Consider the following 25,792-nt stretch of genomic DNA (forward strand, 5'->3'; position numbering starts at 1 on the left):
GAAAGGCCTATCGGTGGCGTGTAATATTGTTTGAGTTTGCAGCATCCAGCCCGTCGCCCGCATCGGGGAGCCGTCAGGCTTGCCGCTTCGCTACCAACATAAAAAAGGGCGACCGCCGGTTGGCGGTCGCCCGAGGCTGGCTACAGCTAAGGGAGGATTACTCGAACACAAAGGTGGCCGGCAGTTCGATAGGCAGTCTGCGTGGCCGTTTCGGGTCGGTGGCCGGATCCAGTTCGAAGCCGTCGCCGACGAATACCGGTCTGCCGTCCTTGCTGCTGATGACGCCGACGTTCATGTAGGTGTCGGTAAATTCCACCAGCAAAAAGGTTTGGTAGTCCGACGAGCCGCTGAAGAAGTAAGGGAACTCGTAGCTTTTGCCGGCGGCGTCGGTGTTAGTCACATTGCCCAGCCAGCCGGTTTTTTCGTGCTTGTGGCCGGCAAACAGGGCGACGATGCTGTGACCCTTGATCGCATTTTTGAAATCGGCGTTTTCCGCGACGGCGTCGTAGTCGTGCATGTTCAGCACGATTTTTTTGCCGTCCGCCGTAGCGCTGACCAAGTCGTTTTTCAGCCATTCGATAGCCGATTCGATGTCGACTTCCTTGGCGGTATAGCTTGGGTAATTGTGCAGCTGCACGAAGTGGAAGTTGCCGATGTCCCAAGAGTAAGCCAGGCTTTTGTCGTCGAAGCGGCTGACCAGGGTATTGATGAAGTTACCGACCTCGTCGCAGTAGACCATGTCCTTGATGTAGTTGACCGCCGATTTCGCACAGTGGTTGGAATCCGCCGTCATGCCGTAGCAGTCGTTCAGGTTGTTTTGGTAGTCGTGGTTGCCCAGACCGGGGAAGATAGGCAATTTCAGACTGGGGTCGCTGTCCGGCTTTTTGTAGTCGTCGGCTACGCTGCCTGCTGTATAGTCGGTTTCGTAGTACTGGCGGTAGAGTTTCGCTTCGTCGGCGTGCCAGTATGCGGTCAGGTCGCCGTTCATGATCAGCGCCAGCGGTTGGCTGAGCGCGCCGCCGTAGGTGATGTTGGTGGCGTTCGGCCACTGGCCTTTGCCGGTGTTGCTGTTAGCGAACCAGCTGGTGTTGGTGATGTTGTTCATCGCTTTAACCTGCTCGCCGTTAACTTGTTTCGATTTTGCCAATACGCAATAGGCGGAGTTGCAATCGGGATCGCGGCCTTCCATCCACCAGGGCATTTGCGGGTCGGAGGCGATCAGCAGCGTAAAGCGTTTAGTGTCTGTGAACTGGCTGAGCTGCGAGGTGTAGTTGGTGTCGTATTTGCGGTTCTTGCCCGAGCAAATATTGCTTGCCGCATAGCCGGCGCCGCGTCCGTAACTGGCCTTGGTAAGGGTTTTGCTGCAAAACACGCCGCTGTTGGTATAGCCGTTGGGACATCTTTGCCAGCACACCGGGCCGACGCCGTCGTAGCCCGTTTTGCAAGTGGGATAGCACAGTGCGCCGTCGGCCTCGGTGCCGGACGGGCAACTGTTGGGCACGCTGCCAGCGCCGCGAGTTTGAGATTTGATGCCTTTCCAGCACACCGGGCCGACGCCTTTCCAGCCGCTCGGGCAGGGCGTGTAACACAGACCGTCTTCGTTGACTTTGCCGTTGGGGCAGCCGTTTTTAATTTTACCGGCACCGCGGCCGTAGCTTTCTTTGGTGATCGGCGGCATGTCGCAGAAAACCCCTAGATTGGTGTAGCCGGACGGGCATTTTTGCCAGCATACCGGGCCGACGCCTTCATACCCGGAGTCGCAGGGTTTGTAGCAAAAGCCGTTGCTGAATTCTTCGCCGTCCTTGCATTTGAGTTGTTCGGGCAGCGTGCCGGCCGTGGCAGCAGGAGCGTTCAGGGTTACCAGAAACACGCTGAGCGCGAATAGTAAGGCTGTCGCAGCGTAACACTTGAACGCGGCAATGGCGGTTGTAAAAAAGTTACTGTTATACATGGCATAGTCTCCTAATAGTGGTTGTTCTAGTTTTTGCGCACCGCTCAAGCGCATTTGCCCGGATTGGGCTAGCGGGCGGTAGTGTCGCTGATGGGTTTGAAACGAATAAAGCCGTAACCGTCTTTTGTATTTCCGGCGGCGCGAGACCTCACGGGCGCAATAATTCGGCGACGAATAGAGGTAAGCGCCTAGCTAAAAGCCTGTGCGGCTATTCTCGTAACGGTCAGGCCACGCGCCGTGCACTCCTTATGCGTTTTGCTTGCGGCGTAGACCAAATATCGAGCGCTTCGCTGCGGATCTGGTCGCACAGCGCGCATAAATCCCCTTCCAGATATAATTTTTCGCAGCGTGAAAGACGGGTGCCGCAACGGCAGCAATGCTGGGCTTTCGGTTGTGTTTTCATCGCGAGTACCTATTTTTGGTTGTCTGATAGTTCGGTAGTCCGGCAACGGTCTCCGGGACTGGCGATTTAGATATGGCAATACCGGTGCCAATTGATGCTTGAAAGTTTGAAGTATTTTTAAGTGACTGTTATATAAAAAGTATTTTTGGATGAGTCAACGTTTAAGCCTGCTGACCATATGCTGAGCGCAGATTTTGGCTACCGTAATTCGTCATGCTTACGATATATCGTGCAATTGTCTGGGTTGTTGCGAGATGAAACGCGTTCGGTTTCGTGTGTTCCGATGAGTGATTGCGTGGTGTGGCCGGGTAATGCGCTTAAAACCACCGGGTGGAAACCTTGCCTGATTCGCGAGTTGCTTCCGTACCAAATTTACTGTGTCTCTGGCTAACAAGTAATTCGACGGTTAATTTTGAAACTACCGCATTTGCAAGGACAGTCCTCACGTCCCCCGCCTAGTTAGCGGATTGGATAATCCACACCGGTATTTCTAAGATTTACCTGGGTGCCGGTCGTGCGGAGAAACACCCGGTAGAGCGTAGGGGGTTAGCCGTGTAGCAGCGGCGATTGTAGGACTAACGCTGCCGCAATCAATGCCGCAGCACCCAAGATGGCGCGCAAGGTGCGGGTGTTGTTGCGTCTAAGTTGTTTTCGCAGTTCCAGCATGTCTTTTTGCTGTTGCTGCATTTGCTGTTCCATGTGCGCGGCGCTTTGCAGGGCTTGGAATACCAATCCGGGCATTTCGGGGATTTGTTCCGTGATTTCCGGGAATTTGGCGAACAGCTCCTTGATCTTTTTCGTTGGTCCGACCCGTTGCTTGAACCAGTTTTCCAGGAAGGGCTTAGCGGTTTGCCACAGATCCAGATCGGGATAGAGCTGACGGCCCAGGCCTTCGATATTCAGCAGGGTTTTTTGCAGTAATACCAGTTGCGGTTGTACTACCATGTCGAAGCGGCGGGCGGTCTGGAATAGTCTCAGCAGCAGCAAGCCAAAGGAAATGTCTTTTAACGGCTTTTCGAAAATCGGCTCGCAAACGCTGCGGATCGCGGCTTCGAATTCTTCCACTCGGGTCGAAGCCGGTACCCAGCCGGATTCGATATGCATCTGCGCGACTCGGCGATAATCGTGGTTAAAAAACGCCAGGAAGTTTTCGGCTAGGTAACGCTGGTCGGAGCTGGACAGGCTGCCGACGATGCCGAAATCAACCGCCAAGTATTTATCCGGCAATTGCACGAAAATATTGCCCGGATGCATGTCGGCGTGGAAGAAATTGTCGCGGAATACCTGGGTGAAAAAAATCTCCACGCCACGTTCGGCCAGCTTTTTGAAATCCGCATTGCCTTTGCGCAAGGCCTCGATGTCGCCGACCGGCACGCCGTAGATCCGCTCCATTACCAGCACTTTACGCCGGGTCAGCGGCCAGTGGATCTCCGGGATGTAGAGCATTTCGGAGTTTTTAAAATTGGCACGGATGGCGCTGGCATTCGAGGCTTCCCGCACCAGATCGAGTTCGTCAAGTATGGTTTTTTCGAACTCGGCGACGATTTCCATCGCCCGTAGCCGGCGCGCATCGCTCCAGAAGCGTTCGGCCAGGCGCGCCAGTTCGTACAACAAGCCGACGTCGGAATGGATTTTGTCTTCGATGTCCGGGCGCAGCACCTTTACGATGACTTTCTCGCCGCTGTTCAAGGTCGCGGTATGTACTTGCGCGACCGAAGCCGAGGCCAGCGGTTGCGGATCGAATTCGGCAAAGGCTTCTTCTATCGATTGCCCCAGTTGTTGTTCGATGATTTTACGGGCGGTTTCGGCGGAAAACGGCGGCACCTTGTCTTGCAGTTTGACCAGCTCTTCGGCGATGTCTTCCGGCAGCAAGTCCTTGCGGGTCGATAGGGTTTGACCGAATTTGACGTAAATCGGCCCTAGATCTTCCAGAGTCTTGCGGATACGCACGCCGCGCGGTTCGCGAGCTTTGCTGGTCCAATAGTTCGGCGACAAGAACGCGATATAACGAATCGGCCGAAGTAAGTGTGTTTTTAGAACAATTTCATCCAGGCCATGGAACATCATCACCCAGTTGATGTGGATGAGGCGCATCAGAATTTTCGGGCGAATCACGGTGCAGGTCCTTGTTATTGAGGCTCGGATATGGAGTGGGTCGAGGCTTCCAGGCGGTCGAGGCGGGCGCTGAGTCGGTCGCAATCACTACGGCAAGTGTCGATTTCTCGGAAAAATAACTCGGCTTCCGACTTGGCCGGCAGTTCGCGGGTTTCTTCCTGCAGGAATTCTTCCAGATTTAAGCGAAAGGTCGTCAGGGTGTGCTGAGTCCAGTCACGGCTGCCGCGAAACAGCTTAGCCAAGCGCTGGGCAAAGGCATCGCCGGTGTAGCGGGCGATTTTGCTTTCCAGGTTGATGTCCAGTTTTTCGAACAGACGCTGCAGGCGGCGCGCCAGTTGGGTATCGCCTTCGATGCGTACTTCGCCTTTAAACAAGGAACGCATGGGCGTGGCACTCAAGCCCATCAAGCCCAGTGCCGACAGAGAACCGCTCAGCGTGGCATCGGCTGCGCCCGGATAGCTTTCCAAAATTTGCATGCCTTGCTCGCTAGGGCAGAGATAGATGCTGCTATTGAGGGATGTAACATGCAAGGCGATGACCTTGCCGACCATCGGCGTCAGGTATTGTTCGATGTGATCGTCCAGCGCTAAATAGCGATTCAGCGCGCCTTCCAGGGTGGCAATAAAAAGCGGCTTAATCATCGGCTACCAGTTAAAACTTATAGCCGCGGTGTACGGCAACGATGCCCTGTGTCATATTGAAATACTCGCAACGCTCCAGGCCGGCGTTTTCCATCATTTGCTTTAACTCGTCCTGCTTGGGATGCATGCGGATCGACTCTGCCAGATAGCGGTAGCTGTCTTCGTCCTTGGCCACAATCGCGCCAATTTTCGGTAATAGATTAAACGAGTAAAAGTCGTAGACTTTTTCGGTAATCGGGTCGATGGGATGCGAAAACTCCAGCACGATGACCCTGCCGCCGGGTTTTAACACCCGGTACATGGAGCGCAAGGCCGCGTCCTTATCGGTGACGTTGCGCAAGCCAAAACCGATGGTCACGCAGTCAAAGGTGTTGTCCGCAAACGGCAGACATTCTGCGTTGACTTGCGCATAACGAATATTGCCGCTCAGGCCATGATCAATCAGCCGGTCGCGGCCGGTACGCAGCATCGCGGCGTTAATGTCCGCCAAGACCACTTGGCCGGATTTGCCGACGCGTTTTTCGTACAGTTTGGTCAAGTCGCCGGTGCCGCCGGCCAGATCCAACACGCTGTCGCCTGCGCGAACATTGGCCAGTTGCACCGCCACTCGTTTCCAGATGCGGTGGATGCCCATGGACATCAGATCGTTCATTACGTCGTATTGACTGGCGACCGAGTCAAACACGCCGCGCACCAGCGCTACTTTTTCCTGTTTGGGAACCTGTTTGAAACCAAAGTGGGTAGTATTGTCGTTTGTCATGATGTTCTTTAATTGTGTAGAGGCGAGCGGCGGCTCAGGCCGGCGGCTTTCAGTTCTTCCAGATAATTCGACCACAGCAGCGGGAAATCGGAGCCCAGCTTGTACAGCAAATCCCAGCTGTAAATGCCGGTGTCGTGACCGTCGCTAAACACCAGTTTGATGGCGTAATTGCCCACTGGCTGGATGTCGGTAATCGTCACATCCTCTTTGCCGATTTGCAGGGTTTCCTGGCCGGGGCCATGCCCGACCGCTTCCGCCGATTGGGTAAATACACGCAGATACTCGCTGGGCAGTTCGTAAATGCTCTCGTCGTCAAAATGAATTTCCAATATCGCCGAAACTTTGTGCAGCTTGATTTCGGTTGGGACTCGATGAGTGGGGGTGATTTGTACGCGCATTTTATAAGATGTAACGGCTAAGGTCTTCGTCGTCGGCGAGTTCCATCAAATGCGCATCCACATAGGCGGCATCAATGTTAATGAACTTTTCGACCAGGTCCGGCGCATCGAAGGAAATGTCTTCCAGCAGCTTTTCCAGGATGGTGTGCAGTCTGCGGGCGCCGATGTTTTCGGTTTTTTCGTTGACTTGCCAGCCTAGCTCGGCGATACGTTTGATGCCGTCGGCGCTGAATTGCACCTCGACGCCTTCGGTTTTCAGCAGAGCCTGATATTGCTCGGTCAGCGAAGCGTCCGGTTCGGTCAGAATCCGCACGAAGTCGTCCGCGCTCAAGGCATTCAATTCCACCCGAATCGGGAAGCGGCCCTGTAGTTCAGGAATCAGATCTGACGGTTTGGTCAAATGAAACGCGCCGGAAGCGATAAACAAAATATGATCGGTCTTGATCATGCCGTATTTGGTGGTGACGGTACTGCCTTCCACCAGCGGTAACAAATCGCGCTGCACGCCTTCGCGGGACACTTCGCCGCCGCCCATTTCCGAGCGTTTGCAGATCTTGTCGATTTCGTCGAGAAACACGATGCCGTGCTGTTCGACGGCTTCCAGCGCGGTTTGCTTGATTTCTTCTTCGTTGACCAGTTTGCCGGCTTCTTCTTCCTGCAACTGCTTCAAGGCATCCTTGATTTTTAATTTGCGGGTTTTAGTGCGGCCGCTGCCCAGGTTTTGAAACATGCCTTGCAACTGGCTGGTCATTTCTTCCATGCCCGGCGGCGCCATGATTTCCACGCCTACCGCCGGCGCGCTGACGTCGATTTGAATTTCCTTGTCGTTCAAGTCGCCTTCGCGCAACTTTTTGCGCATTTTCTGCCGAGTCGATTCCTCGGATTCCGAGAGCATGCCGCCTTCGGCGCGCGGCAGTAAAATATCCAGTACTTTTTCTTCGGCGGCATCGGCGGCGCGGTTTTGCACGCGTTCCATCGCCGAGATGCGGGTGGTTTTCACGGCGGTATCGATCAAGTCGCGAATAATCGATTCCACATCGCGGCCCACATAACCCACTTCGGTAAATTTGGTGGCTTCGATTTTAATGAACGGCGCATTGGCCAAGCGGGCCAAACGGCGGGCGATTTCGGTTTTGCCGACGCCGGTGGGGCCTATCATCAAGATATTTTTCGGGGTGATTTCGTCGCGCAGTTCAGCGGCAACCTGGCTGCGGCGCCAGCGGTTGCGCAGGGCTATGGCGACGGAACGTTTGGCGGCGGCTTGGCCGACGATGTGTTTGTCCAGTTCGCTGACGATTTCTCTGGGGGTCATTTGACTCATGGTTTTACTCTTGTGCCGGTTGTGGTTCGGCGTCTAATTCTTCGATGCGCAGATTGTGGTTGGTGTAGATGCAAATGTCGGCGGCAATGCCCAGGGACTTTTCGACGATCTCGCGGGCGCTCAGTTCGGTGTTTTCCAGCAAGGCGCGGGCGGCGCTTTGCGCAAAAGCGCCGCCGGAGCCTATCGCGATAAAATCGTATTCCGGTTCGATGACGTCGCCGGTGCCGGAAATGACCAGCGAGGTTTTACTATCGGCGATGATCAACAAGGCTTCCAATTTGCGCAAGGCGCGGTCGGTACGCCAATCTTTGGCCATTTCCACGGCGGCGCGGGTCAGATTGCCGCGATGCTTTTCCAGCTTGCCCTCGAAATGTTCGAACAGGGTGAAGGCATCGGCGGTGGCGCCGGCGAATCCTGCGATCACTTTGTCGTGATACAAGCGTCTGACTTTACGGGCATTGCCCTTCATCACGGTGTTACCCAGGGTGACTTGGCCATCGCCGCCGATCACGACTTTGTCGCCGCGTCTGACGGAAAGAATGGTGGTGCCTCTGAAATTCGTCATGTCTGTGAATGAAAAAGGGAAAGGCGGCGATTTTACATGTTCTCGGCGGCGTTGGGGTAGAAGTTTAAAACCGCTGGACTTGTGGGCGAAAGGGGCAAAGATTGAACAACGCACGAAAACTGATTAAAGTTGAAAGTGCTGGTATTTTAAGGGTGTGCTGTATTGACCGGCACGTCCAACACTACAATAACAACAAGAGGGTAGTCATGAAATTGTCAAATCGCTGGAGAGGTGCGCTATTACTATGGGCAATGGTTTTTTCAACTGCGGCGTTGGCCTTGTCGCCGGAAGAAGAAGAGAGATTGAAGGAGTGTAAACGACCGAAATTTCGAGATTTCGTGCCCGAGCAAAAAGCCGAGGTCGATGCCGGTGCCGATATTGCCTTTCACATTTCCCACAATGCCGATCCATTGACGGTCACCGCCGAAGCCCGCGGCGAAAAAATGAAAGTCAATGTGGTGGATAAAAAAACCTTTTACTTTGTGTCCGCGAAACTGCCGCAGTTGACTCCCGGTTTTGCCCGTATCCACGTTACCGCCAAATCGGCGGAAAGTAAATTAGAGAGCGGTTGTCTGGGGCAGGATGGCTGGCTGGTGAAAATCAAGGGTGAGGAAGTGGCCAAACCAGCCGTAAAGCCTGCTACGGGTCAATAGCGAATTTTGTCATTCTTAATTTGCCATAGCTCGAAGGGACGATTAGCGGTATCGAGCGCTAGTTGTCGCATGGCGATCCGGCGTTGCTGAGCGGGTTTGTCGATTTCGGTATAAATAAAACCGTCGTCGAACCCGGCTTTAGCGGCGTCGAACCGGTCGCAGGCGTAATATACCGCTTTCAGTCTTGCCCAATAGATGGCGCCCAGACACATCGGGCAAGGCTCGCAACTGGTGTAGAGCGTGCAATCGCTTAATTGAAAATCGCCCAGTTTTTGGCAGGCCAGCCGAATGGCGACGATCTCGGCATGAGCGGTAGGGTCCAGATCCGGCGTGACCCGATTCCCGCTGCCGGCAATAATTTCATCGCCTTTAACCACAATGGCGCCGAACGGTCCGCCGCCATTGTTGATGTTGTCGCAAGCCAACGCGATAGCTTGGTTCAGAAAGTCTTGATGCACTATAAATTCAGCGGATTATTGGGATCGATGCCTTGCATAAACGGTAAGCGGCGATCTTCGTTGGTGATTTGATAGACTTTGCCCAGCCAGTTATTGAATACCGCCTTGGCCGAATCTCGCCAGGTGATGTCCAGGTGCTCGATGATTTGGCCTTCCGGCATGGCTTTCAGTGGTCTGGCGCCGTGTTTGGCGGCTTTCACATGCACCGCATAGTCGGCTAGCAGACGTTGTACTTCGCTATCGAAATAATGTTCGGGATAGGGTGGGTAATCATCGCGTTCGCCGTGGTAATAGCGTAGCACCTCGCGCTTATATTCCTTAAGCAGGCTAATGTCGTCGTATTCCGGATGGCCCTGGAAGAACACGATGCGAAAACCATCCGGACTGACTGCGAGATGCACGCCGGCAGTTTCGCTGACCACCAATACTTTCAATCCGTGTTTTTCCATATCGCGCTGAAATACTTCGTTGAAACGCGAATGCGGCACGTCGAAGCGGGTATTGATTTCCGATACCAGAGGGTGCTGTCTGTCGACGACTCTGTGCGAAAACACGCCCCAACGTTTGGCGGGCAGGCGAGTGCGCTCCACCCCGTAACAATGTTGAATTAAGGCATGCGTAGCGAGGCATGAGCACAGCACCGAGGTGACGTTTTGCGTGGCCCATTCGAACACTTCGGTCAAGGGCAACCAAAAATCCTCTTCCTGCAAATGATCGTGGGTGACGTTGGCGCCGCTGATAATCAATGCATCCAGGCCGTCTTGCTTGATTTGCTCGAACGATTCGTAATATTGGTGAATATGCGCCCAGGCCTCCGGACTTCTTTCCAGACCTTCTATCGTAAACGGATGCACATGGAATTGCGCGATCTGGTTGCAGGCGCCGACCAGCCGGAAAAACTGACGCTCCGTGGCTTCCAGCGCAGCATCCGGCATGATGTTCAGCAAGCCGATGTGTAATTCTCTGATCGATTGATGGCTGGCGCGGTCCGGGCTGAGAATTTCCTCGCCTTCTTCGCGCAGGCGCTGAAAAGTGGGTAAAGCGGTATGAGCAACTAGCGGCATTGCAAGAACGGTCTCAAGGTTGTTGCCGGGCAATCGCCTCGGCAATCAGACGCATAAAGTCGTCTTCATTATTAACTTTGGCGGTTTCGTCGGCATTGATGGTATAGCCGTATTGGGCGGCAATCGCTTCGTAGCGCGGTACCCGTGCTTTGAACAATTCCGGAAACACCCAGCTGACAAACTCGTCCGGTGGAATTTGGTCGGTCGAGCCGTAACCTCGCGCGCGCATGAATTGCGTCAGTTTTTCATCGACGAATTCCGGCCGGTAATATAAGGGTTTCGGGTCTTTCTTGGCGCGGTCGATAATGGTCTGTTCCAAGGCGGGTGGAATTTTGATGTAGACGATCAGCGTGTGTTTAGCCAGGTTTTCCAGCACCTCTGGGCAATCCAGTTCACAAACGCTACCGCCGGCGTCGTTAATGAAATGCTTGTAGCCGTATATGTCTTCGGCTTTGTGGATGAAGTCCGGCACGTCGTTCATCGCGGCGATTTCCGCTTGATGATGTAGCGCCTGGCGGCGTTTGAATTCGTTTAGCGAAAGGCCGCCCTTGGCCGGATCGCCGATTTTGCCGAGAAAGCTGGATACCGGCGCCAGATTCTCTACCGTGATATTGCTGCAAATATAGATCGAGTCGGATTTCAGCAAGTCGCGTAAAAACGGTACGCCCATGGCTTGCTGCTTGATGTTGTCCAGAATCGGTTCTTCCAGGTATTTGGTGCCTATGCGATAGTCGCCGGAGTAATGAAACCATTTATCCCTGGGCAGTTTGGCCGAGAGAGTGGTTTTGCCTGCGCCGGACATGGCCAGCAGGGTGATGCTTTTGGATTCCCAGTCCAGAAATTGTTGCGGGGTCATTTTCATAAAAAATCTCAGTCCAACAAATCGCTAATGTCCAAATCTTCCGCGTCCGGGCGGGCATGGCGATCAGGGTCCGTATAGCCCAGATCGTCGGCTTCCAGCTCGTCGAACGGCGCGCTCCAATCCTCCGGATCTTCGATGTAATCGATAGTGGAGCTGTACCAGGATTCGTTGTCGTATTCGCCCAGATCACCGTTGGCGAACTGAACTTCCACCGATTCGTCGTTGCCTTCGATCGCGACAACTTTAAAGGTGAGATTACTTTCCAGGTCTTTATACCAGCGGCCTATGACTGGGTCTGCAATAGTGGTCATCGTTGCATCCTCGCTATGTTGATGTACTCGGCAATGATAGCGAGTTTATAGAAGCTGTGCGAGTACATGGGGGCAAAACTACCGGAATTTTCGATTAGAATGGCAAATTTGAATATTATCCGGCCGGGGTTATGAGCGAAGACAGATTTATCGAATTGGAGATTAAACAAGCCTATCAGGAGGATTTAATTCAGGCCTTGAATCAGGTGGTGGCCGACCAGCAAAAGCAAATCGGCAAACTGGAAGAAACCTGTAAATTACTGCACGATAAAATCAAAAGTCTGGCGCTGGATGATCGCCAAATTGGGGCCGTCGAAGAACGGCCGCCCCATTACTGATTTGAAACTTACGATTTGCGGTGGCTGTTGCGGCGTAAAGGCTTGGATGGGCTGGCGGACGCCAAGGTTTGCCGGGGTTGCGGCGATGCGCTGCAATCCATATGTTTGGCGCGCAGGCGGCGGCAAAAATCCTCGCTGTCGTCCTGTTGCAAACCGCTCCATTGCGCGCGCCAAGCCGTGCTGCCTTTAGTCTTGGTTTTGACGATGCCGGCACGTCCGGTTTTAGCTAACGCGCCGAGAGCGTTACGTGCGCGCTGTAAATTAACGTCCGCGTCGATTTTTCGCGGATAACTACCCATGCTGACCGTCCATGCGTTAGCGCGGTTTTGCGGTTTGGCTTGCGCCAACTGCGTCAGCTTTTCACGCCGGCTGTTATAAGGCGCATTGATTCTAATCGGTTCGTAACGGCTGCTGCCGGAGTCCGCACCCATTTGCTCAGCGCTGCCGGCGCAGCGGTTGGATGACAATTGAAACGGCGGCGGCAGGGCGCTGTAATCCTTCAATTGCGAAATATGTTCCCCGAACAGGCCTTTTTCGCTATTGGCAAAGCCCATGTCTAATAGGTTGCCCATTTGCTCGAAACGTTCGCCACTGCTGTGCGCCCCCAATAACACACCGATCAAGCGGTGACCGTTGCGTTTGGCCGAGGCGATCAGGTTGTAGCCGGAGCCGCAGGTAAAACCGGTTTTCAGACCATCGGCATCCGGATAGCTTTTCAGGATGCGGTTGGTGTTGGGCATTACCCGACCTTTGTAGTTAAATTCCGTCGCCGAGAAATAATGATAGTGTTGCGGAAAGTCGCGAATCAAGGCAGCCGATAATAAGGCCAGGTCGCGGGCACTGCTGATTTGACCGTCGTCCGGCAGGCCGCTGGCGTTCTCGAACGAACTGTTATACATGCCCAAAGTACGGGCTTGCTGGGTCATCATCGTCGCAAAATTGCTTTCCGAACCGCCCAGTTTTTCCGCCAATACTACTGCGGCATCATTGGCGGAGCGGGTGGTCACCGCCATGATGGCTTGTTCCACCGTCAGGCTCTGGCCGGTGCGCAAACCCAGTTTGGACGGCGGTTGCGAAGCCGCGTGTTTAGACGCGAACAAGGTGTCTGTCAGTCGAAGGCGGCCATTTTCCAATGCGGAAAGCGTCAGGTAGATGGTCATGACCTTGGTCAATGACGCCGGATACCAGCGTTGGGTCGATTCGGTTTCGTGGACCACGCGGCCGGTGTCGGCATCGATTACAATCGCGGCGTACCGCGCGGTTGCCGAGGGGCTTTGCAACATCAGGCAGGCTAGAGAAAGTAGCGCTAAACGGATTTTCGGTAGGGTGCTCAAGTTAGTACTTTGCTCCAGATATGTGGCCTAAACATTTGACTGTATTATTTAATCAGAATTATCGATTTCGAAAAAGACCCAATTGACGCGGGGATGATCGATTTTGATCTGTTTTTCCATTCCATTAATTAATTCAACAGCTTCGCCGACGCTTAAGTCCGCCAGTAATTCGGCTTTAATTGCCAGCATCACTTGGTTTCCATGGCTAACAGCCCAAATATTCAATACGCGGCTGACACAGCCTTGATCTTCCAGGTAACTTTGAACCGCGTCGCTAATCCGGATATCGGCTTCGCCGAGCAGCAAGGAATGTACTTCGCGGCCGATTAACACCGCTACGACCACCAAAAATGCGCCGATCAACATCGAACCCATTGCGTCGTAAAGCGAATTGCCGGTAAGCATAGTCAAACCCAGCATCGCCGCGGCTATCATTAGGCCAAGCAGCGCGGCCAAATCTTCCCCTATCACCACCATCAATTCGCTGGACTGGGTTTCTTTAAACCATTGCCAGAGTCCGCCTTCGCCGCGTTCGCTTGTCATTGCCCCCAAAGCCGCGCGCAACGAAAAACCCTCCAAAACCACGGCTATAGCCAATATCGCTAAAGCGATGCCGGCGTTTTCCACGGCTTGCGGTTCGTGATAGCGCAACCAACCTTCATGTATCGAAAACAGACCGCCTACCGAGAACAGCGTTATCGCCACCATCATCGACCAGATATACGACTCCCGGCCGTAGCCCATTGGGTGGCGTTGGGTTGCTGTCCGGGCCGAGCGTTTCATGCCGATAAACAGCAACACCTGATTGCCGCAATCGGCAAAGGAGTGAATGGCTTCCGCCAGCAGCGAGCCGGAACCGGTCCAGACCGCCGCGCCACTTTTTGTTAAAGCGATGCCCAGATTGGCGGCGAATGCGTAAATAATTGCTGAGGTGGAATTGCTATGGGACATGAGTATGGCGCCGAATAAATTGAACACAAGGGAGGGTCCGTTTGCGGAAAATTCTGCCGCAAACAGACTTGATCACTATGCCAATTCTAGATTAGCCGGCTGGATTTGCCGCAAATACTTAGCGCTTCAACAGATTAGGCGATGGTTGTGGATTTTTGGCGCTAAGTTGCGTTTGCCACCGATGACGCATTTCCCGGCCGCGGCGTTTTTGCAGCCAGCGTATGACGCCGGTGATAAACAATACCGGGCAGAGCAATCCGGAAAACAAAACCAGCAACCGGCCGGTCAAGCCTAAGGCTTCGCCGGTGTGCAGCGGGTGCAGCCAGTTGATGACAGTGTCCGAGCCGCCAAGCTCATCGGGATTACTGACCGCCAACACCTGGCCGGAATATTGATCCACCCAGACATTGGTTTTGGGGAAGCGCTGGCTGGGTTCGCCGGCTTGGCGCAGATTGATGCGGTAGCTGCCGCCGGTGCCATCCGGCGTTTCGATCCAGCACAAGCGCGCTAGCGGAAAGACGGCTTGGCCGGCTGCCACGGCTTGATCTAGGCTGATGCGGGCTTGATGGGTTTGGGGAGGGACGGATAGTGGTTTGGGCGATGCCTGCAATGGCGAGAAATGACCCAGCAGTGGATTAACGTATTGCGGAATCTCCAACGCAATCCCGGTTAGGGCCAAAACCAACATCACGATCAAGCTGTAGATGCCAGCCAGTTTATGTAAATCGTAATTCAAGCGTTCGCGGCTGGCATGGCGTTTTAGGCTCAGGGCATTTTTCAATTTGTGCAACGGCGGCCACCACAGATAAACGCCGGTGACCAAGGAAATCAGCAACAAACCGCCAACGATAGCCAGCAAAATCTTACCGGTTTCGTCCAGCAACAATTTGTAATGCAAATCGTAGAGCCAGGTCATCGCAAACTTGCCCCAGAAACGGTCGGCGAGTACAGCACCCGAATATGGATCGACGGATACCATCAGCGGCGCAAAGCCGTGATGTTCTGTTTCTTGCGGTTTATAGTAGCGGGCGGTGATTGCGCGCCTTGGATCGTCGGGAATTTCCAGGCGCCAGCCGCGTTGCCGTGCGGGTTCGGCTCGGCGTAAGGCCTGGAAAATATCCTCGTAGCTTAGCCGTTGGGCGCTTGGTTCGGAAATGATCAGCTGCGGATTAAGCCACTCGTCCAGATCGATATAAAACACCAGCAGGCTGCCGGTCAGACCGACCACCGCGATGACCAGTCCCAACGATAAGCCTAGATACAGATGTGCGGCCAGCCAAAATTGGCGTCTAGCCGGTTTTTTGCTGGCCGTCGATTTCATGGTGATGCGGGCTTAGTAGTCGAACTTGACGTTGACGGCGCCGTAGAACGCGATGCCGTCGCCTGGCGAGAAGAAAGGTTGGGCGGTGGCGCCGAAGGTTTCGTCGTACCAAACATATTCCCGGCGAGCATCGGTCAGGTTTTTGGCCTGAAATTGCAATTCCACTTCCTTGGTCACCTGATAGCCTAAATCGAGGTTGAGCAGGGCGTATTCCCCGTATTTGCCGCGTTGGTTGGCTTGATCGACAAAGTAGTCGCCCTGGCCGCTGGTCCATAGCGACGAACGCAATTGTGGCAGGATTTGGTAGTCGATGCCGGCCGAGAACAAGTAATTTGGGGTATTGACTACCTGATTGCCGGCGGTGTACTCCATCGTGCCGGCCGCGATTGCCGGAGGATTGCTGACTTTAGCCTCCTGCAAGGAATAAGAGGCCCAAACGCCGACTTTGTCAGTCGGGTAGACCTTGACTTCAATGTCCACACCCTGGCGCTGGGTGGCACCGATCATCGTCGAATCGACGCTGGCTAGGTTGCGGCTGATTTCGTTGCTGGCGTCTTGCGCCCAATAAGCGATCCGGCCTTCGGCCCAATCCACCGGTTTCAGCTTCACCCCAACCTCCCAGCCATCGTTCAAGGACGGACCGATATTCGCTTGGTTGCGGCCGATAAAGGTCGCCTGACCCAGGCCGACCTGGAAGGTGCGGCCCCAGTTGCCGTAAAGACTGTAGCCTTCGATCGGCGTAATCACCGCACCGATTTTCGGCTGCGAAACCGTACCGTAATCGTTCAACGGATAAGAGCCGAAGGTCGCGCCCGGGCGGTAGTTGAAGAAGCTGCCGTCGATGATGTCGGCACGGTAACCCGGTGTCAGTTTCAGCCATTTGAAGGGCTTGATCACGGCCTGGATGTAGCCACCGTAGTTCAAGAAGTCCCACTTCTCGTCGTTACGCAAACCGCTGCTACGGCGAACCCTGCTATCGCTCAAATAACGCAGGTACTTGTTTTGCTGTTGTTGGAAGTCGAATCCGGTTTCCACTGAAAAGTCGTCCAGCCAACTGACGACCGGATGGTAGGTGAGCGAGGTCATCGCCCCGTACTGGATTTCGTCGCGGTCGCGTTCTTGCTGTGCCGCGTTGGGCCCGTAAGTCACGTAACGTTGGTCGTCGAACAAGTTGCCGTAAACTTTGGACGACCAGAATAAAGTCTTGCTAACGTTGACGTCTAAATGGGTGCTGACTTGGCCAACGGTACGTTTGCCGCCGTCTGTGGCATTTCGGGCGAAGGTTTGGGTTTGATTAAGTAACTGTTCCTGGTAAGTCATATAGCCCGGTTCTTGGGCGCCGGCTTCGCTCCAGCGGGCGATTAAACCTATTTTGTACTGTTGGTCGTCCGGCGTATAAAACCATTTGCCGGAAAAGCTGTTTTTGTCGGTGTCGCTGTGGTCGCGGTAACCGTCGCTGGCACGGTAGGATATTTGATAGTTTTGTGAGAAACCGTCTTTTTCGTAGCCCAGTCCGGATTGGATGTCGTGGGTATTGAAGCTGCCGTAACCGACCCGGCCCTTGACGTAATTGCCGCCGGTGGTGGTGTTCATGCTGATGTTGCCGGCGAAGGAGTGCAGGCCGTAGCGGGCGTCGTTGGTACCTCGCACCACTTCAATCGACTCGATGTCCAGCGGAAACAGCGAGTCGATGAAATAGGTGTCGCCGCTGTTGGTGTTGCTGGGCACGCCGTCTATCAATAATTTGACCGCGTTTACCCTGCCTTCGCCATTGAAGCCGCGAAACGACATTTTTCCGGTGGTGATGCCTTGGCCGAATTGAGTAACCTGGACGCCGGGCATGCGGTGGAACAAGTCGTAGGCCGTCAACACGTTTTGGTCGGCGATCTTGTCTGCGTACATGATGTCTACCGAAGTGGCGATGTCCTTGCCGGTTAATTTAACACTCTCGGCTTGATCGCTGACGGTAACCGCGCCCAATTCGAAAATCGAATCGTCCTTAACGGCTTTTGGCTTGGGGGCGGGCGCTTTTTTCACCGCAATGACGCCTTCGCCGACTTGTTCGTATTGCAAGCCGTTCCGGTTAAGCACTTTTTCCAAGGCCTGCTGCACGGTGAAGTTGCCTTTCAATGCCTCGGCCTGTAAGCCTTGCACTACCGAGTCGGCATAAATCAGCTTAGTGTTGGTGGACTTGGCTAAGTTGTCCAGGGTGGTTGCCAGCGCTTGTGCGGGAAGGTCGATGCTCGCGGTCGTATCGGTCGCCAAAGCGTCGAGCGAAGCGGTCAGGGCAAAAGCCAGTAGCGGCAAATGCCGGCGCTGCTTTTTCAAGGGGGTGGTTTTGAGTTTGCAATCCATGGTTATCTCCGGTTAGTCGTGGGTGGCAAGGTTTTTTCTCTAGCCATACCCCAATAACGAAACAGGGCGGTCAAACTGGACAATGTTGTTGCATATTTTTTTAACAGCAGAGCAGGCAGCGAAGGATTAACGGGCGTACAGCACGATGGTCTGCTGTTGGCGTTGCACGCGGATCGGCAGGATTTTTTCCAAGGCCTGCAGAAACGGCTTGAGGTCGGCGGTATTGAAACTACCGCTTAGGGTTTGGCCGGCCAGCGTCGGGTCCGCGAAGACAAAACGCACGGCGTGGTAGCGCTCTAATTCCGTGACCACTTCAGCCAATGGGGTGTGATTGAAAAGCAGATGACCGTTGGTCCAGGCCGCCACTTGTTCGGCGTTGGTGCTTTCCGGTTTTTGCCAGTGGCCGTCTTGATCTATTTTACGGCTAAAGCCGGCCAACAAATTCTCCCCGAACCAGCTTCGGTCGGTATACAAGGCGACTTCGCCTTCCAATACCGATACGGCGGTGCCGCTGGCTTGGTGGCGTACGTTGAATACGGTGCCGACGTCTTCGATTTGTAAATTGCCGGCTTGCACGATAAAAGGCCGCCAAGCCTGGTGAACAACGTTGAACATGGCTTCGCCTTGTCGCAGTTCGACAGAGCGGCGCCACCAGGATAGACGTACGCTCAGTTGCGTCGCGGTGTTCAATTGCAGTTGCGAGCCATCGGCAAGCAGCACGGTTTGCCGCTCGCCCATGCCGGTTCGGTAAACCGCGCTCGTTGCACTGTAGTCCAGCCAGATGCCAGCCGTAATTGCAATCAGCAGGAGGCTGCCAACGACGGTTTTGCCGTTTCGCCAGGTGCGGGGCCGAGCCGAGCGCGCAGCCTCCAGGCCTGGGACCTTACGGGTTTTTAGCGTGTCCAGATTGCCCCATAGGCCCGCCACTTCATCGTAAGCCTGACTATGCGCCGGATTCCGCGAGAGCCATAGTTCGAATGCTTGACGCCTTTTGTTGTCGCAGTATTCGGATTGCAATTCCACAAACCATTGAGCAGCCTGTTTTAGAATCTGTTGCCGTTGCGGTAGGTCTGACGTCTTCATTGGCTCGCCAGCTCAGGATTGCGGATCGATTAGCATCTGATGGCAGTGCAACATGGCTTTGACTAATTGGCGTTGCACGGTTTTCTCGGAAATGCCGAGTTGCCCAGCAATCTCCGTATAACTTAGTTCGTCTATTTTACGCAGCAGTAAAATGTGCCGACATTGGCTGGGTAGGCCGGCGATGGCATGTAGTAGACGTTCGCACTGCTGGCTGAGAATGGCAAAGTCTTCCGGTTGGATACGCGGACAAAGTAGTTCGTCGTCTAGCATTTGCGACTTTGCGGCGGTGCGCTGATGCTGGCGGATAAAGTCTATCGACAAGCGTTCGGCGGTGCGGAACAGATAGCCGCTAAGATTGTCGGTATGTGCCAGATCGTCCTTGCGCAACAGGCGCAGATACGTTTCCTGACTTAGATCCTGGGCGGTATCAGGGCACTTTACCTTTTGTAATAGAAAGTTGACGATGGATTCCTTATGTTCGCGGAATAATTCGGCAATCTGATCGTGATGAATGGCGATGGCTGACAAACGGCGAGCTCCGGGTTTACTGGGTCGGAAGTAGGAATCGTCCGCAATCTATATGCCAATGGCTAGGGTACTGTTGTGGAAGTTGCGTTATTGCTGGCACGAGGCAGGTTTCAACGGCAGGAAAGGGACGCGTTATTCCGTGGAAACTGTGTTATATGCCGCAGCCAATAGGGCAATTAGCCTATTGTGCGTTCTCTAAAGAAGATTGGTATGGCAGGAGTTGAGGGAAACTGTTCTAAAACTCTTGCCAGACGAATTGAATACCGAGGAGGCCACGGGCTTTATCGATCAATGGTCCCAGCAATTTTAAAATCCGATATGGCTTTTAATTTGGCAGTGGAAGGGGATGTTTAAATTTTGCATGTAAATTGTTTGCCGTCGGATTGGGCTGGCTCTGTCAGCTGCTGGGGAAAACTCCCTAGGCATAAGCCTGGATTGGCAGGCGGCACGCATTTTCCGGTTATTAAGCTGCCGACCGGTTGGACAAGCGGTATAGTTTGTATTCGGCTCGTTCGGGCGGTTGATCGGGCGCGTCGGGATCGAGCTCCAATACGCTTTCGATGTGGGTCAGGTCGATTCGGAAATTCTTTGCGTAAAGCGATTTAATCTCTTCGCTAACACCCTGCGATTGGAGCAGCGTTTCGTGTTTCACGGCATCCTCGGTGGTCAATAGAAATATTTGGCTACTCTCCGCGGTGATCTTTCGTAAATGCGATACGTAGCCTTGGCGTATGTCTTCCGGCAGTGCGGTGAGTGCAGCCCTGTCATATACCGTCTCGATATCATCCAGGTCGGATGCTCTCAGCGCGAAATAATCCCCGCAGAAAATGCTGATTCTACCGTGTTGCCATAGCGTAAATTGACCGGCTTGCCGGCGATTGGGCTTTAAACCGTTCTCACGGAAAAATGCCGCTACCGCAATTTGACTTAATTCCACACCGACGACTCGATGGCCCTGTTCCGCAAGCCAGATCATGTCCAGGCTTTTGCCGCACAATGGTACAAACACTCGGCTACCTAAAGCTAAATTGAGAGTGGGCCAGAAGCGGGTCAGAAAACGATTGACGGTTTGCTGGTGAAAATCGATTTGTTGGTCGCGCCAGCATTGCAGCCACAGTATATTGTCTCGATTGCGCATGATTACTCCTGTTGTTATATCCGGCTAAAAGGTGAGATAGCGATCCGAATAGAGTTCGCTGTATACACTGAAGTCGGGTACAAAACTTCCAGGGAAAGGCTATGCAGGCCGAAAAGGCAGTCGCGGGACAGCCGCCCCAAGTTTGGGTTTGCTGGGCGCGATTGAAGAGAGTAACACGTCAGACGTGGCGGCATCCAAGAAAGAGAGCGCTTGCCGAGGCCGCATAACTTAACGCTATCTAAATACCGTTGCGCCTTAGTCGAATCGGCTGCTTGCGCCGACGAACCTTTCCGATGAACAGACATATTCCCCGGCGTAAACGGAGGTTAGTCAAGTGCGGGAAAATCAGCGATAACGGAAGATGTATCTAATGCAAGCGAATCGTCGTGACCGGCGATAAACTGCGCCGGAATAAAGTTTTGTCTATTTGAATATGTTGTAAATCAAGTTGTTATAGAGGCTTTTTGCCGGTTTCAAGCGAGGGCCCAGCATCGCTGCTGCCCCAAATAACGGGTTTGCTATATTATGCAAGCATCGTGTCTTCAAACTAGAGGGGGAGGGTTATGGATAAGCTAAGGGCGTTGGGTCTCGGGCCGGAAGGGCAAGACGAACAAGCTGTTAAGCAACAGTTGCATCTTTATATCAATTTGAAACTGGCTTCATGCGGACAGCCGACGTGTATCGATACCGCATCGGCGCAGTTTATGGATACCGCCCAGGACTTGCTCAACAGCTATCTGGAAAAAAGCCGGTTGCTGGCCAGTTCCTCCCTCTACCCTGCCGACAGACGTATTCAAGACTTCCTGGAGCGCTATTGCGCCGACCTCGGCTTTGCCAAAATCCCCAGTTTACCGACCATGACCTTCGAGCTGGATAAACATGGGGTGGCGCGCGAATTGTCGCTGCCGTTGGGAGAGGACGAATTTCGGTCCGAAATCGTTTCCAGCTTCCGGGTCAAGCAGGGTATTTTGCACAATCCGGCCAGCGACCGGCGCACTACGCAAGGCTCATTTCATGTTGCCGAAGGCGGGCTGCCTGTTCCCGGCGACAAGAAGCAGGTGCCCAAACTGACTTTTGCCTTGATGTTGGGTGAGGCTTTGAACCCGCCCGACGATTTGATGATTCTACCGTTTACCGCTCATCAGCCCAAACCGGCGCGGATGTTTGCGTCGCTGTTGCTGCGGCCGGTGGTTTGTCCGGAAATTCCGGGTGTCGCCGCCGAAAAGTCCATGGAAATTCGCTTCTTCGCGCCGGGCAATCTGGTCAGCAATCTGGATTTCGTCGAGAGTATCTTTGGCAACGGCGGCAATCCAGCTCTGCCGGAATGCGATGCGGCCCTGGATGTGGAGCATTGGTCCGGTCACAGCGGGTGCGTGATACTGGCGCCGCATTTAAGTAAACTCACCAAAAAACAACTGGGTCTGCCGCATTGGGATGAAGCCAGCGAACGCCAGCGCGCGGACGGCATGTGCTGGCAAGATCCGGCTGAACTGTATAACGAAGGCCAGGCCTTCAAACTGACCGCCCGAGACCGTAGCGGCGTGATCGTCACCTTGCTGGCCGACAATTATTATGGCTATTGCAAAAAGGAAGTGAAAACCCAGATCAGCTATGCCGCGAATTTGTTCGGCTTGGCGGAAGAGGAGCATGCCGGCGGCGCGTTGGCGTTTCGCCGTATCAATCATGGCGATGAGTTCGGTATCGGTAGCCTGACCCGTGAACCGGGCTACGATTTCGACGAGATGACCTATCACTATGGCGCGATCATGGACGTGCATCCGGAAGGTTACGCGGTGGATAGGCATTTTCCGGAAATTATCTACGTGCCGCAGGATCTGCGGATGAGTCTGGCGACACAGAAAATTACCTGGATCAGAAACGGTCAAAGCCACAGCATTCGCTTGCAGCCAGGCAAAATTTACGTGCAGCCCAACGGCTATAAAATTGAGATGTGCAAGCATCCCGGCGCGCCATCCTGGCGCTTGATCGGTACCGTCGCGGAAGGCACTTTTTGCCACAAGCCCTGCACGGTATCCGGCGGTGGTAAATCCGAAATTTCCAAATCCATCGAGGATGCTGCTATCTACGGCCCGCTGTTCGTGGACGATTTGCAGCACGATCTGGATCGGGTGCAGGCGATTTTCGATAAAGATTATACCGGCCGCTTCTTGCCGGGTTTTGAGCGCGAGGATCGCGGCCCCAGCCGGACTGTGTTGAGTTCGGAGCGCAGTCTGGGTTCGGTGATCAAGTTGTTGACGCCTTCTCCGAATCACACCAAAGAGTTTAACGATTGGTTGCGCTCCATTCCACCCAGCATTCTGGCTTTGGTGTTTTTGATCAAACGCTTTTACCGCCCGGAATGGGGTAATAACTGGCGCGACAATTTATCGGTGGACGTGATCGACGGCGCGCCGGGCCATGAGTTGAAATTGAATCAGCGTAAGATTGTTGCGACGTATCTACGGGTAGGTTTCGATCTGGATGGCGGCTGGCGGACTTTCAAGGTGAGGCAAGACTATATCGCCTGCGAGAAAGTGCAGATGGAAGACGATATCAGCGCCTCGGTCGTGGTGCCTATGGCGGCGGTACGCGCCTGGCTACCGGACGACGGTTATGAAATGAGCCTGAAGCTGGTCAGCAACTGCGAATATCGGCTATTCCAGCGCCCGGACGATGCGATTATCCCCGGTTACGACAAGCAGACCGAGCTGAACATGTCCGGCCCCGGCAATTTCATGGCCAATTTCGAACCTTTGGATCATGAGCAATTGTCGGCGGTCGTGGAAGATGTGTTGACTTTTTCCAAATTCACCGCGCCGATGCAAAAGCTGTTAAGCGACGCTTACCGCGACGGTAAAGGCTATGTGGTGTGTTCCGCGCATCCGCGTCTGGTGAACGGCAAGCCGTCGAAAAACCCGCGCTATCTGGAAACTCGCGTCGATGTGGTCAAACCCTTACGCAAATATGTGGCCGAGCTGGGCGCGCGTTTGCATCGCAAGATTCCGCTCAATCAACCGCTCTGCCATCCGGTGGATGCGGTATTGACCGGGCGCCGCAACAATCCACCCGAACCGGGCATCCGCGCGCTGGCGGTTTACAATCCGATTCATTATCAAGAGTTGCCGGAACTGTTCATGGACTTTGTTTGTTCCTTGACCGGCAAGTCGCCGTCTACGACCGGTGCGGGCAGCGAAGGCGCGTTGACCAAGGGGCCGTTCAATGCCTTGCGTGGCACCGCCGATCTGAATAATGCGCTGGTATCGTTCATTTTGACCGGCTATCCCGGCTTTTCCAGCTCGGCCGGGTTTATCGGTCCGGATACCCGCGTCGATCACGATATCAGTTTGTTGATTCCGGAGATATGGGCGCGGCTGTCGCGGGAAGAACGCCACCCCGCATTTCTGTTGGAACATGGCTATCTGGAACCGTTAAACGACTTCGAACACAAGGGACAAATCGTCTTGGCCAGCCGCCTGGGTTATCGCATCACCAGTCATTTCGTGCATGGTCTGATGGGCAAGATCTTCGATAATCCGTATGCGGTATTTACCGACGAGATTTTGCAGCCTGAGCGCCAGGATCTGGAGGTGTTTGTGGACGGCATCAATAATATCGTCGAAACCCAGCAGCGCGTTGCTCAGCAATATCTCGAAGACGGTAGCATAGAAGACGCCTGTCCGCCGCTGTATGCCTTGCTGCATATCATGGCCGACGGCCACTATCAGGGCAAGGATGCGCATCATCCGGAGATTCGAGCGATGTTTACCCGCGATTATTTACTGGCTTCGGATTGGTATCGGGAACGGCTGCATATCAAGCAACAGCGCGAAATTGCCTTATGGCAGCGACATGTCGATTATTTAGGCGGCTTCTTGGAAGAAAGCAGTCACCAGACTTTGATCGACGAGCTGAAGTTGGTCGAACGGCATCGCCAAGCCCAGCAGAAATTGGCGGAACTGGCCTCGCCGGCTTATTTGGAATCCTTGGTCGGTACCTTGGGTGCGGATCCGCTGGCACCATACACCGCCGGCGCGGTTTAACTCGTCTACACCAAAAAAATGAGGGATACCGGTCTCGCGGCCGGTATCCCTTTTTATTTTATAGCACGGTTTATTGATTTAACCTTTGCGTTTGGCTTTGGTTTTGCCTTTAGGATTTTCGTGGGCGATCAGCGAACGGGCCAGTTTGCGCAAGCCGTTGGACGATACTTCCAGCCCAAGCGGCGAGCCTATCGATTCCAGCTCGTACATCAAGTCGGTCGCGGCAATCAGGGTCACATAGCGCAGGCTGTTATTGCCTGGTAGCTGAGTAGATGCGTTGCGCAGCAGCGGGGCGAGTACGTCCCAAGAGCTGTTGAAGAACTTGCGCACCGGATCGTTTTCCGCGACATATTCCGCAGTCAGGCCTTGTTCAAAGGCGACGCCGGCCTTTTGCAATACATCGCGCAAGGTTGCCCGGCTGGCGTCCGCGTCGGTATTGATAGGCGCTTTCTCGATATTTTTTTCCAACGATGCTTGCCAGCCTTGCCAGAGGCTGCGCCATTGTTTCAATTCCGTTTCGTTCAAAGCCGGAGCTGCTTTTAAGCCGCCGGCAGTTTGGTTGGTGGCGGTGTAACCAACGTTGATTAAAATACCTTTCTCATCGGCTTTGACTTGATTGAAGCGCAGGCTGTTGATGGTGTCGTGCAATTCCTCGCTGTCCTCGGCGGCTATGAAGGGCAGCAGGGTTTTTGCGATGTCCGGACGAGATTGGTTTAAGTCGATTTTCAGGGCGGCCAGCTTGGGCTCGGCGGCTTTTTTGATCAACGATTGCAGTTGGGCGATATTCAACGGCTGGCCGTTGCGGTCGAAGGCATTGAGCTGGGTGACCGGGAAGCTAAGCACGTTACCGGACGCATCCAGCGTCGGTTGTTGCAGGGTTTGCAAGATGCCGGACCATTCGATCAGTGTCATGCATTTGCCGCCCAGCGCGGTGCCGACACGGGCTTGTACATTGTTCTGGATTTTCACCTGGCCCTGCTCGCCGCTGATTTGCGGATGGTCCAGATCCAGAAAGCTACATTGCTTGCCGTCTTTCCAGGCTCTTACCGATTGATCAGGGCCGTCGTAGAGCTGGCTAACCAGCACACTTTTGATTAAACCGTATTCCATCGGCACCGGAATATTGATTTCGCGGGCAATACCGGTCTGTGCGGTCAGCAGCAAGCCGGTGGATAGTAACAGGGCACGCATTTTTGACATGA

At 54.0% G+C, this 25,792-nt stretch carries 23 protein-coding genes; 3 read left to right on the forward strand and 20 right to left on the reverse strand.

Annotated elements, in window-relative coordinates; genetic code table 11:
* Nucleotides 1-157: 157 nt before the first annotated feature.
* The 8 genes from ACH50O_RS22075 to hslV all read right to left on the reverse strand — a co-directional run bounded on the left by ACH50O_RS22075 (nucleotide 158) and on the right by hslV (nucleotide 8,154).
* Nucleotides 158-1,951 carry a hypothetical protein gene (locus tag ACH50O_RS22075; RefSeq protein WP_446809905.1) on the reverse strand — a complete coding sequence of 598 codons (1,794 nt, stop codon included), beginning with the start codon at nucleotides 1,949-1,951 and terminating at the stop codon, nucleotides 158-160.
* A 223-nt stretch (nucleotides 1,952-2,174) separates the two neighbouring features.
* Complete coding sequence (locus tag ACH50O_RS22080; protein WP_446809906.1) at nucleotides 2,175-2,354, reverse strand: hypothetical protein; 180 nt, start codon at nucleotides 2,352-2,354, stop codon at nucleotides 2,175-2,177.
* Between the two features lie 546 nt (nucleotides 2,355-2,900).
* Complete coding sequence (ubiB, locus tag ACH50O_RS22085; RefSeq protein WP_446809907.1) at nucleotides 2,901-4,469, reverse strand: ubiquinone biosynthesis regulatory protein kinase UbiB; 1,569 nt, start codon at nucleotides 4,467-4,469, stop codon at nucleotides 2,901-2,903.
* A gap of 14 nt (nucleotides 4,470-4,483) precedes the next feature.
* Nucleotides 4,484-5,110, reverse strand: coding sequence for a ubiquinone biosynthesis accessory factor UbiJ (locus ACH50O_RS22090; protein WP_446809908.1), 627 nt, complete (start codon nucleotides 5,108-5,110; stop codon nucleotides 4,484-4,486).
* Between the two features lie 10 nt (nucleotides 5,111-5,120).
* Nucleotides 5,121-5,870 (reverse strand): bifunctional demethylmenaquinone methyltransferase/2-methoxy-6-polyprenyl-1,4-benzoquinol methylase UbiE, encoded by a 750-nt coding sequence (ubiE, locus tag ACH50O_RS22095; RefSeq protein ID WP_446809909.1) that lies wholly within the window; start codon nucleotides 5,868-5,870, stop codon nucleotides 5,121-5,123.
* Nucleotides 5,871-5,878: 8 nt separating this feature from the next.
* Complete coding sequence (locus tag ACH50O_RS22100; protein WP_446809910.1) at nucleotides 5,879-6,268, reverse strand: gamma-butyrobetaine hydroxylase-like domain-containing protein; 390 nt, start codon at nucleotides 6,266-6,268, stop codon at nucleotides 5,879-5,881.
* A 1-nt stretch (nucleotide 6,269) separates the two neighbouring features.
* Nucleotides 6,270-7,589 carry an ATP-dependent protease ATPase subunit HslU gene (hslU, locus tag ACH50O_RS22105; protein WP_446809911.1) on the reverse strand — a complete coding sequence of 440 codons (1,320 nt, stop codon included), beginning with the start codon at nucleotides 7,587-7,589 and terminating at the stop codon, nucleotides 6,270-6,272.
* A gap of 4 nt (nucleotides 7,590-7,593) precedes the next feature.
* Nucleotides 7,594-8,154: an ATP-dependent protease subunit HslV gene (hslV, locus tag ACH50O_RS22110; protein ID WP_020483114.1), complete on the reverse strand. Its 561-nt coding sequence runs from the start codon at nucleotides 8,152-8,154 to the stop codon at nucleotides 7,594-7,596.
* Between the two features lie 206 nt (nucleotides 8,155-8,360).
* Between hslV and ACH50O_RS22115 the strand changes: the two genes are divergently transcribed.
* Complete coding sequence (locus ACH50O_RS22115; protein ID WP_446809912.1) at nucleotides 8,361-8,807, forward strand: hypothetical protein; 447 nt, start codon at nucleotides 8,361-8,363, stop codon at nucleotides 8,805-8,807.
* Here the strand turns inward: ACH50O_RS22115 and ACH50O_RS22120 are convergent.
* Genes ACH50O_RS22120 through ACH50O_RS22135 form a run of 4 tightly spaced genes read right to left on the reverse strand, consistent with a single transcriptional unit; the run spans nucleotide 8,801 to nucleotide 11,502 of the window.
* Nucleotides 8,801-9,265, reverse strand: coding sequence for a nucleoside deaminase (locus tag ACH50O_RS22120; RefSeq protein ID WP_446809913.1), 465 nt, complete (start codon nucleotides 9,263-9,265; stop codon nucleotides 8,801-8,803). The genes ACH50O_RS22115 and ACH50O_RS22120 overlap by 7 nt on opposite strands.
* Nucleotides 9,265-10,329, reverse strand: a complete 1,065-nt coding sequence (gene metA / locus ACH50O_RS22125) for a homoserine O-succinyltransferase MetA (RefSeq protein WP_446809914.1) — start codon at nucleotides 10,327-10,329, stop codon at nucleotides 9,265-9,267. The genes ACH50O_RS22120 and metA overlap by 1 nt, the downstream gene beginning before the upstream one ends.
* Nucleotides 10,330-10,342: 13 nt before the next feature.
* Nucleotides 10,343-11,191: an ATPase gene (locus tag ACH50O_RS22130; RefSeq protein ID WP_446809915.1), complete on the reverse strand. Its 849-nt coding sequence runs from the start codon at nucleotides 11,189-11,191 to the stop codon at nucleotides 10,343-10,345.
* Between the two features lie 8 nt (nucleotides 11,192-11,199).
* A complete protein-coding gene (locus ACH50O_RS22135) occupies nucleotides 11,200-11,502 on the reverse strand; it encodes a DUF6763 family protein (RefSeq protein ID WP_446809916.1) in 303 nt (100 codons plus the stop codon).
* Between the two features lie 131 nt (nucleotides 11,503-11,633).
* Here ACH50O_RS22135 and ACH50O_RS22140 point away from each other — a divergent pair, with 131 nt between their 5' ends.
* Entirely contained in the window at nucleotides 11,634-11,840 is a 207-nt protein-coding gene (locus ACH50O_RS22140) for a SlyX family protein (protein ID WP_446809917.1), read from the forward strand.
* Between the two features lie 8 nt (nucleotides 11,841-11,848).
* Here ACH50O_RS22140 and ACH50O_RS22145 read toward each other — a convergent pair whose 3' ends face one another.
* The 7 genes from ACH50O_RS22145 to ACH50O_RS22175 all read right to left on the reverse strand — a co-directional run bounded on the left by ACH50O_RS22145 (nucleotide 11,849) and on the right by ACH50O_RS22175 (nucleotide 20,550).
* Nucleotides 11,849-13,174 (reverse strand): D-alanyl-D-alanine carboxypeptidase family protein, encoded by a 1,326-nt coding sequence (locus tag ACH50O_RS22145; RefSeq protein WP_446809918.1) that lies wholly within the window; start codon nucleotides 13,172-13,174, stop codon nucleotides 11,849-11,851.
* A gap of 48 nt (nucleotides 13,175-13,222) precedes the next feature.
* Nucleotides 13,223-14,125, reverse strand: a complete 903-nt coding sequence (locus ACH50O_RS22150; protein WP_446809919.1) for a cation diffusion facilitator family transporter — start codon at nucleotides 14,123-14,125, stop codon at nucleotides 13,223-13,225.
* Between the two features lie 118 nt (nucleotides 14,126-14,243).
* Nucleotides 14,244-15,446 carry a PepSY-associated TM helix domain-containing protein gene (locus ACH50O_RS22155; RefSeq protein WP_446809920.1) on the reverse strand — a complete coding sequence of 401 codons (1,203 nt, stop codon included), beginning with the start codon at nucleotides 15,444-15,446 and terminating at the stop codon, nucleotides 14,244-14,246.
* Nucleotides 15,447-15,458: 12 nt separating this feature from the next.
* Nucleotides 15,459-17,801: a TonB-dependent receptor domain-containing protein gene (locus ACH50O_RS22160; RefSeq protein WP_446809921.1), complete on the reverse strand. Its 2,343-nt coding sequence runs from the start codon at nucleotides 17,799-17,801 to the stop codon at nucleotides 15,459-15,461.
* Nucleotides 17,802-17,927: 126 nt separating this feature from the next.
* Complete coding sequence (locus tag ACH50O_RS22165; protein ID WP_446809922.1) at nucleotides 17,928-18,884, reverse strand: FecR family protein; 957 nt, start codon at nucleotides 18,882-18,884, stop codon at nucleotides 17,928-17,930.
* A gap of 12 nt (nucleotides 18,885-18,896) precedes the next feature.
* Nucleotides 18,897-19,412, reverse strand: coding sequence for an RNA polymerase sigma factor (locus ACH50O_RS22170; protein WP_446809923.1), 516 nt, complete (start codon nucleotides 19,410-19,412; stop codon nucleotides 18,897-18,899).
* A 463-nt stretch (nucleotides 19,413-19,875) separates the two neighbouring features.
* Entirely contained in the window at nucleotides 19,876-20,550 is a 675-nt protein-coding gene (locus ACH50O_RS22175) for a thiopurine S-methyltransferase (protein ID WP_446809924.1), read from the reverse strand.
* A 563-nt stretch (nucleotides 20,551-21,113) separates the two neighbouring features.
* Between ACH50O_RS22175 and ACH50O_RS22180 the strand changes: the two genes are divergently transcribed.
* Nucleotides 21,114-24,590, forward strand: a complete 3,477-nt coding sequence (locus tag ACH50O_RS22180; protein ID WP_446809925.1) for a hypothetical protein — start codon at nucleotides 21,114-21,116, stop codon at nucleotides 24,588-24,590.
* 78 nt (nucleotides 24,591-24,668) lie between these two features.
* Here ACH50O_RS22180 and ACH50O_RS22185 read toward each other — a convergent pair whose 3' ends face one another.
* Nucleotides 24,669-25,790 (reverse strand): hypothetical protein, encoded by a 1,122-nt coding sequence (locus tag ACH50O_RS22185; protein ID WP_446809926.1) that lies wholly within the window; start codon nucleotides 25,788-25,790, stop codon nucleotides 24,669-24,671.
* Nucleotides 25,791-25,792 lie beyond the last annotated feature (2 nt).

This window comes from Methylomonas sp. 2BW1-5-20, assembly GCF_052474515.1.

Coding starts and splice junctions, on each gene's coding strand:
- ACH50O_RS22075 (WP_446809905.1), bottom strand. CDS start 1,951: ATGTATAACAGTAACTTTTTTACAACCGCCATTGCCGCGTTCAAGTGT.
- ACH50O_RS22080 (WP_446809906.1), bottom strand. CDS start 2,354: ATGAAAACACAACCGAAAGCCCAGCATTGCTGCCGTTGCGGCACCCGT.
- ACH50O_RS22090 (WP_446809908.1), bottom strand. CDS start 5,110: ATGATTAAGCCGCTTTTTATTGCCACCCTGGAAGGCGCGCTGAATCGC.
- ubiE (WP_446809909.1), bottom strand. CDS start 5,870: ATGACAAACGACAATACTACCCACTTTGGTTTCAAACAGGTTCCCAAA.
- ACH50O_RS22100 (WP_446809910.1), bottom strand. CDS start 6,268: ATGCGCGTACAAATCACCCCCACTCATCGAGTCCCAACCGAAATCAAG.
- hslU (WP_446809911.1), bottom strand. CDS start 7,589: ATGAGTCAAATGACCCCCAGAGAAATCGTCAGCGAACTGGACAAACAC.
- hslV (WP_020483114.1), bottom strand. CDS start 8,154: ATGACGAATTTCAGAGGCACCACCATTCTTTCCGTCAGACGCGGCGAC.
- ACH50O_RS22115 (WP_446809912.1), top strand. CDS start 8,361: ATGAAATTGTCAAATCGCTGGAGAGGTGCGCTATTACTATGGGCAATG.
- metA (WP_446809914.1), bottom strand. CDS start 10,329: ATGCCGCTAGTTGCTCATACCGCTTTACCCACTTTTCAGCGCCTGCGC.
- ACH50O_RS22130 (WP_446809915.1), bottom strand. CDS start 11,191: ATGAAAATGACCCCGCAACAATTTCTGGACTGGGAATCCAAAAGCATC.
- ACH50O_RS22135 (WP_446809916.1), bottom strand. CDS start 11,502: ATGACCACTATTGCAGACCCAGTCATAGGCCGCTGGTATAAAGACCTG.
- ACH50O_RS22140 (WP_446809917.1), top strand. CDS start 11,634: ATGAGCGAAGACAGATTTATCGAATTGGAGATTAAACAAGCCTATCAG.
- ACH50O_RS22150 (WP_446809919.1), bottom strand. CDS start 14,125: ATGTCCCATAGCAATTCCACCTCAGCAATTATTTACGCATTCGCCGCC.
- ACH50O_RS22155 (WP_446809920.1), bottom strand. CDS start 15,446: ATGAAATCGACGGCCAGCAAAAAACCGGCTAGACGCCAATTTTGGCTG.
- ACH50O_RS22160 (WP_446809921.1), bottom strand. CDS start 17,801: ATGGATTGCAAACTCAAAACCACCCCCTTGAAAAAGCAGCGCCGGCAT.
- ACH50O_RS22165 (WP_446809922.1), bottom strand. CDS start 18,884: ATGAAGACGTCAGACCTACCGCAACGGCAACAGATTCTAAAACAGGCT.
- ACH50O_RS22175 (WP_446809924.1), bottom strand. CDS start 20,550: ATGCGCAATCGAGACAATATACTGTGGCTGCAATGCTGGCGCGACCAA.
- ACH50O_RS22180 (WP_446809925.1), top strand. CDS start 21,114: ATGGATAAGCTAAGGGCGTTGGGTCTCGGGCCGGAAGGGCAAGACGAA.
- ACH50O_RS22185 (WP_446809926.1), bottom strand. CDS start 25,790: ATGTCAAAAATGCGTGCCCTGTTACTATCCACCGGCTTGCTGCTGACC.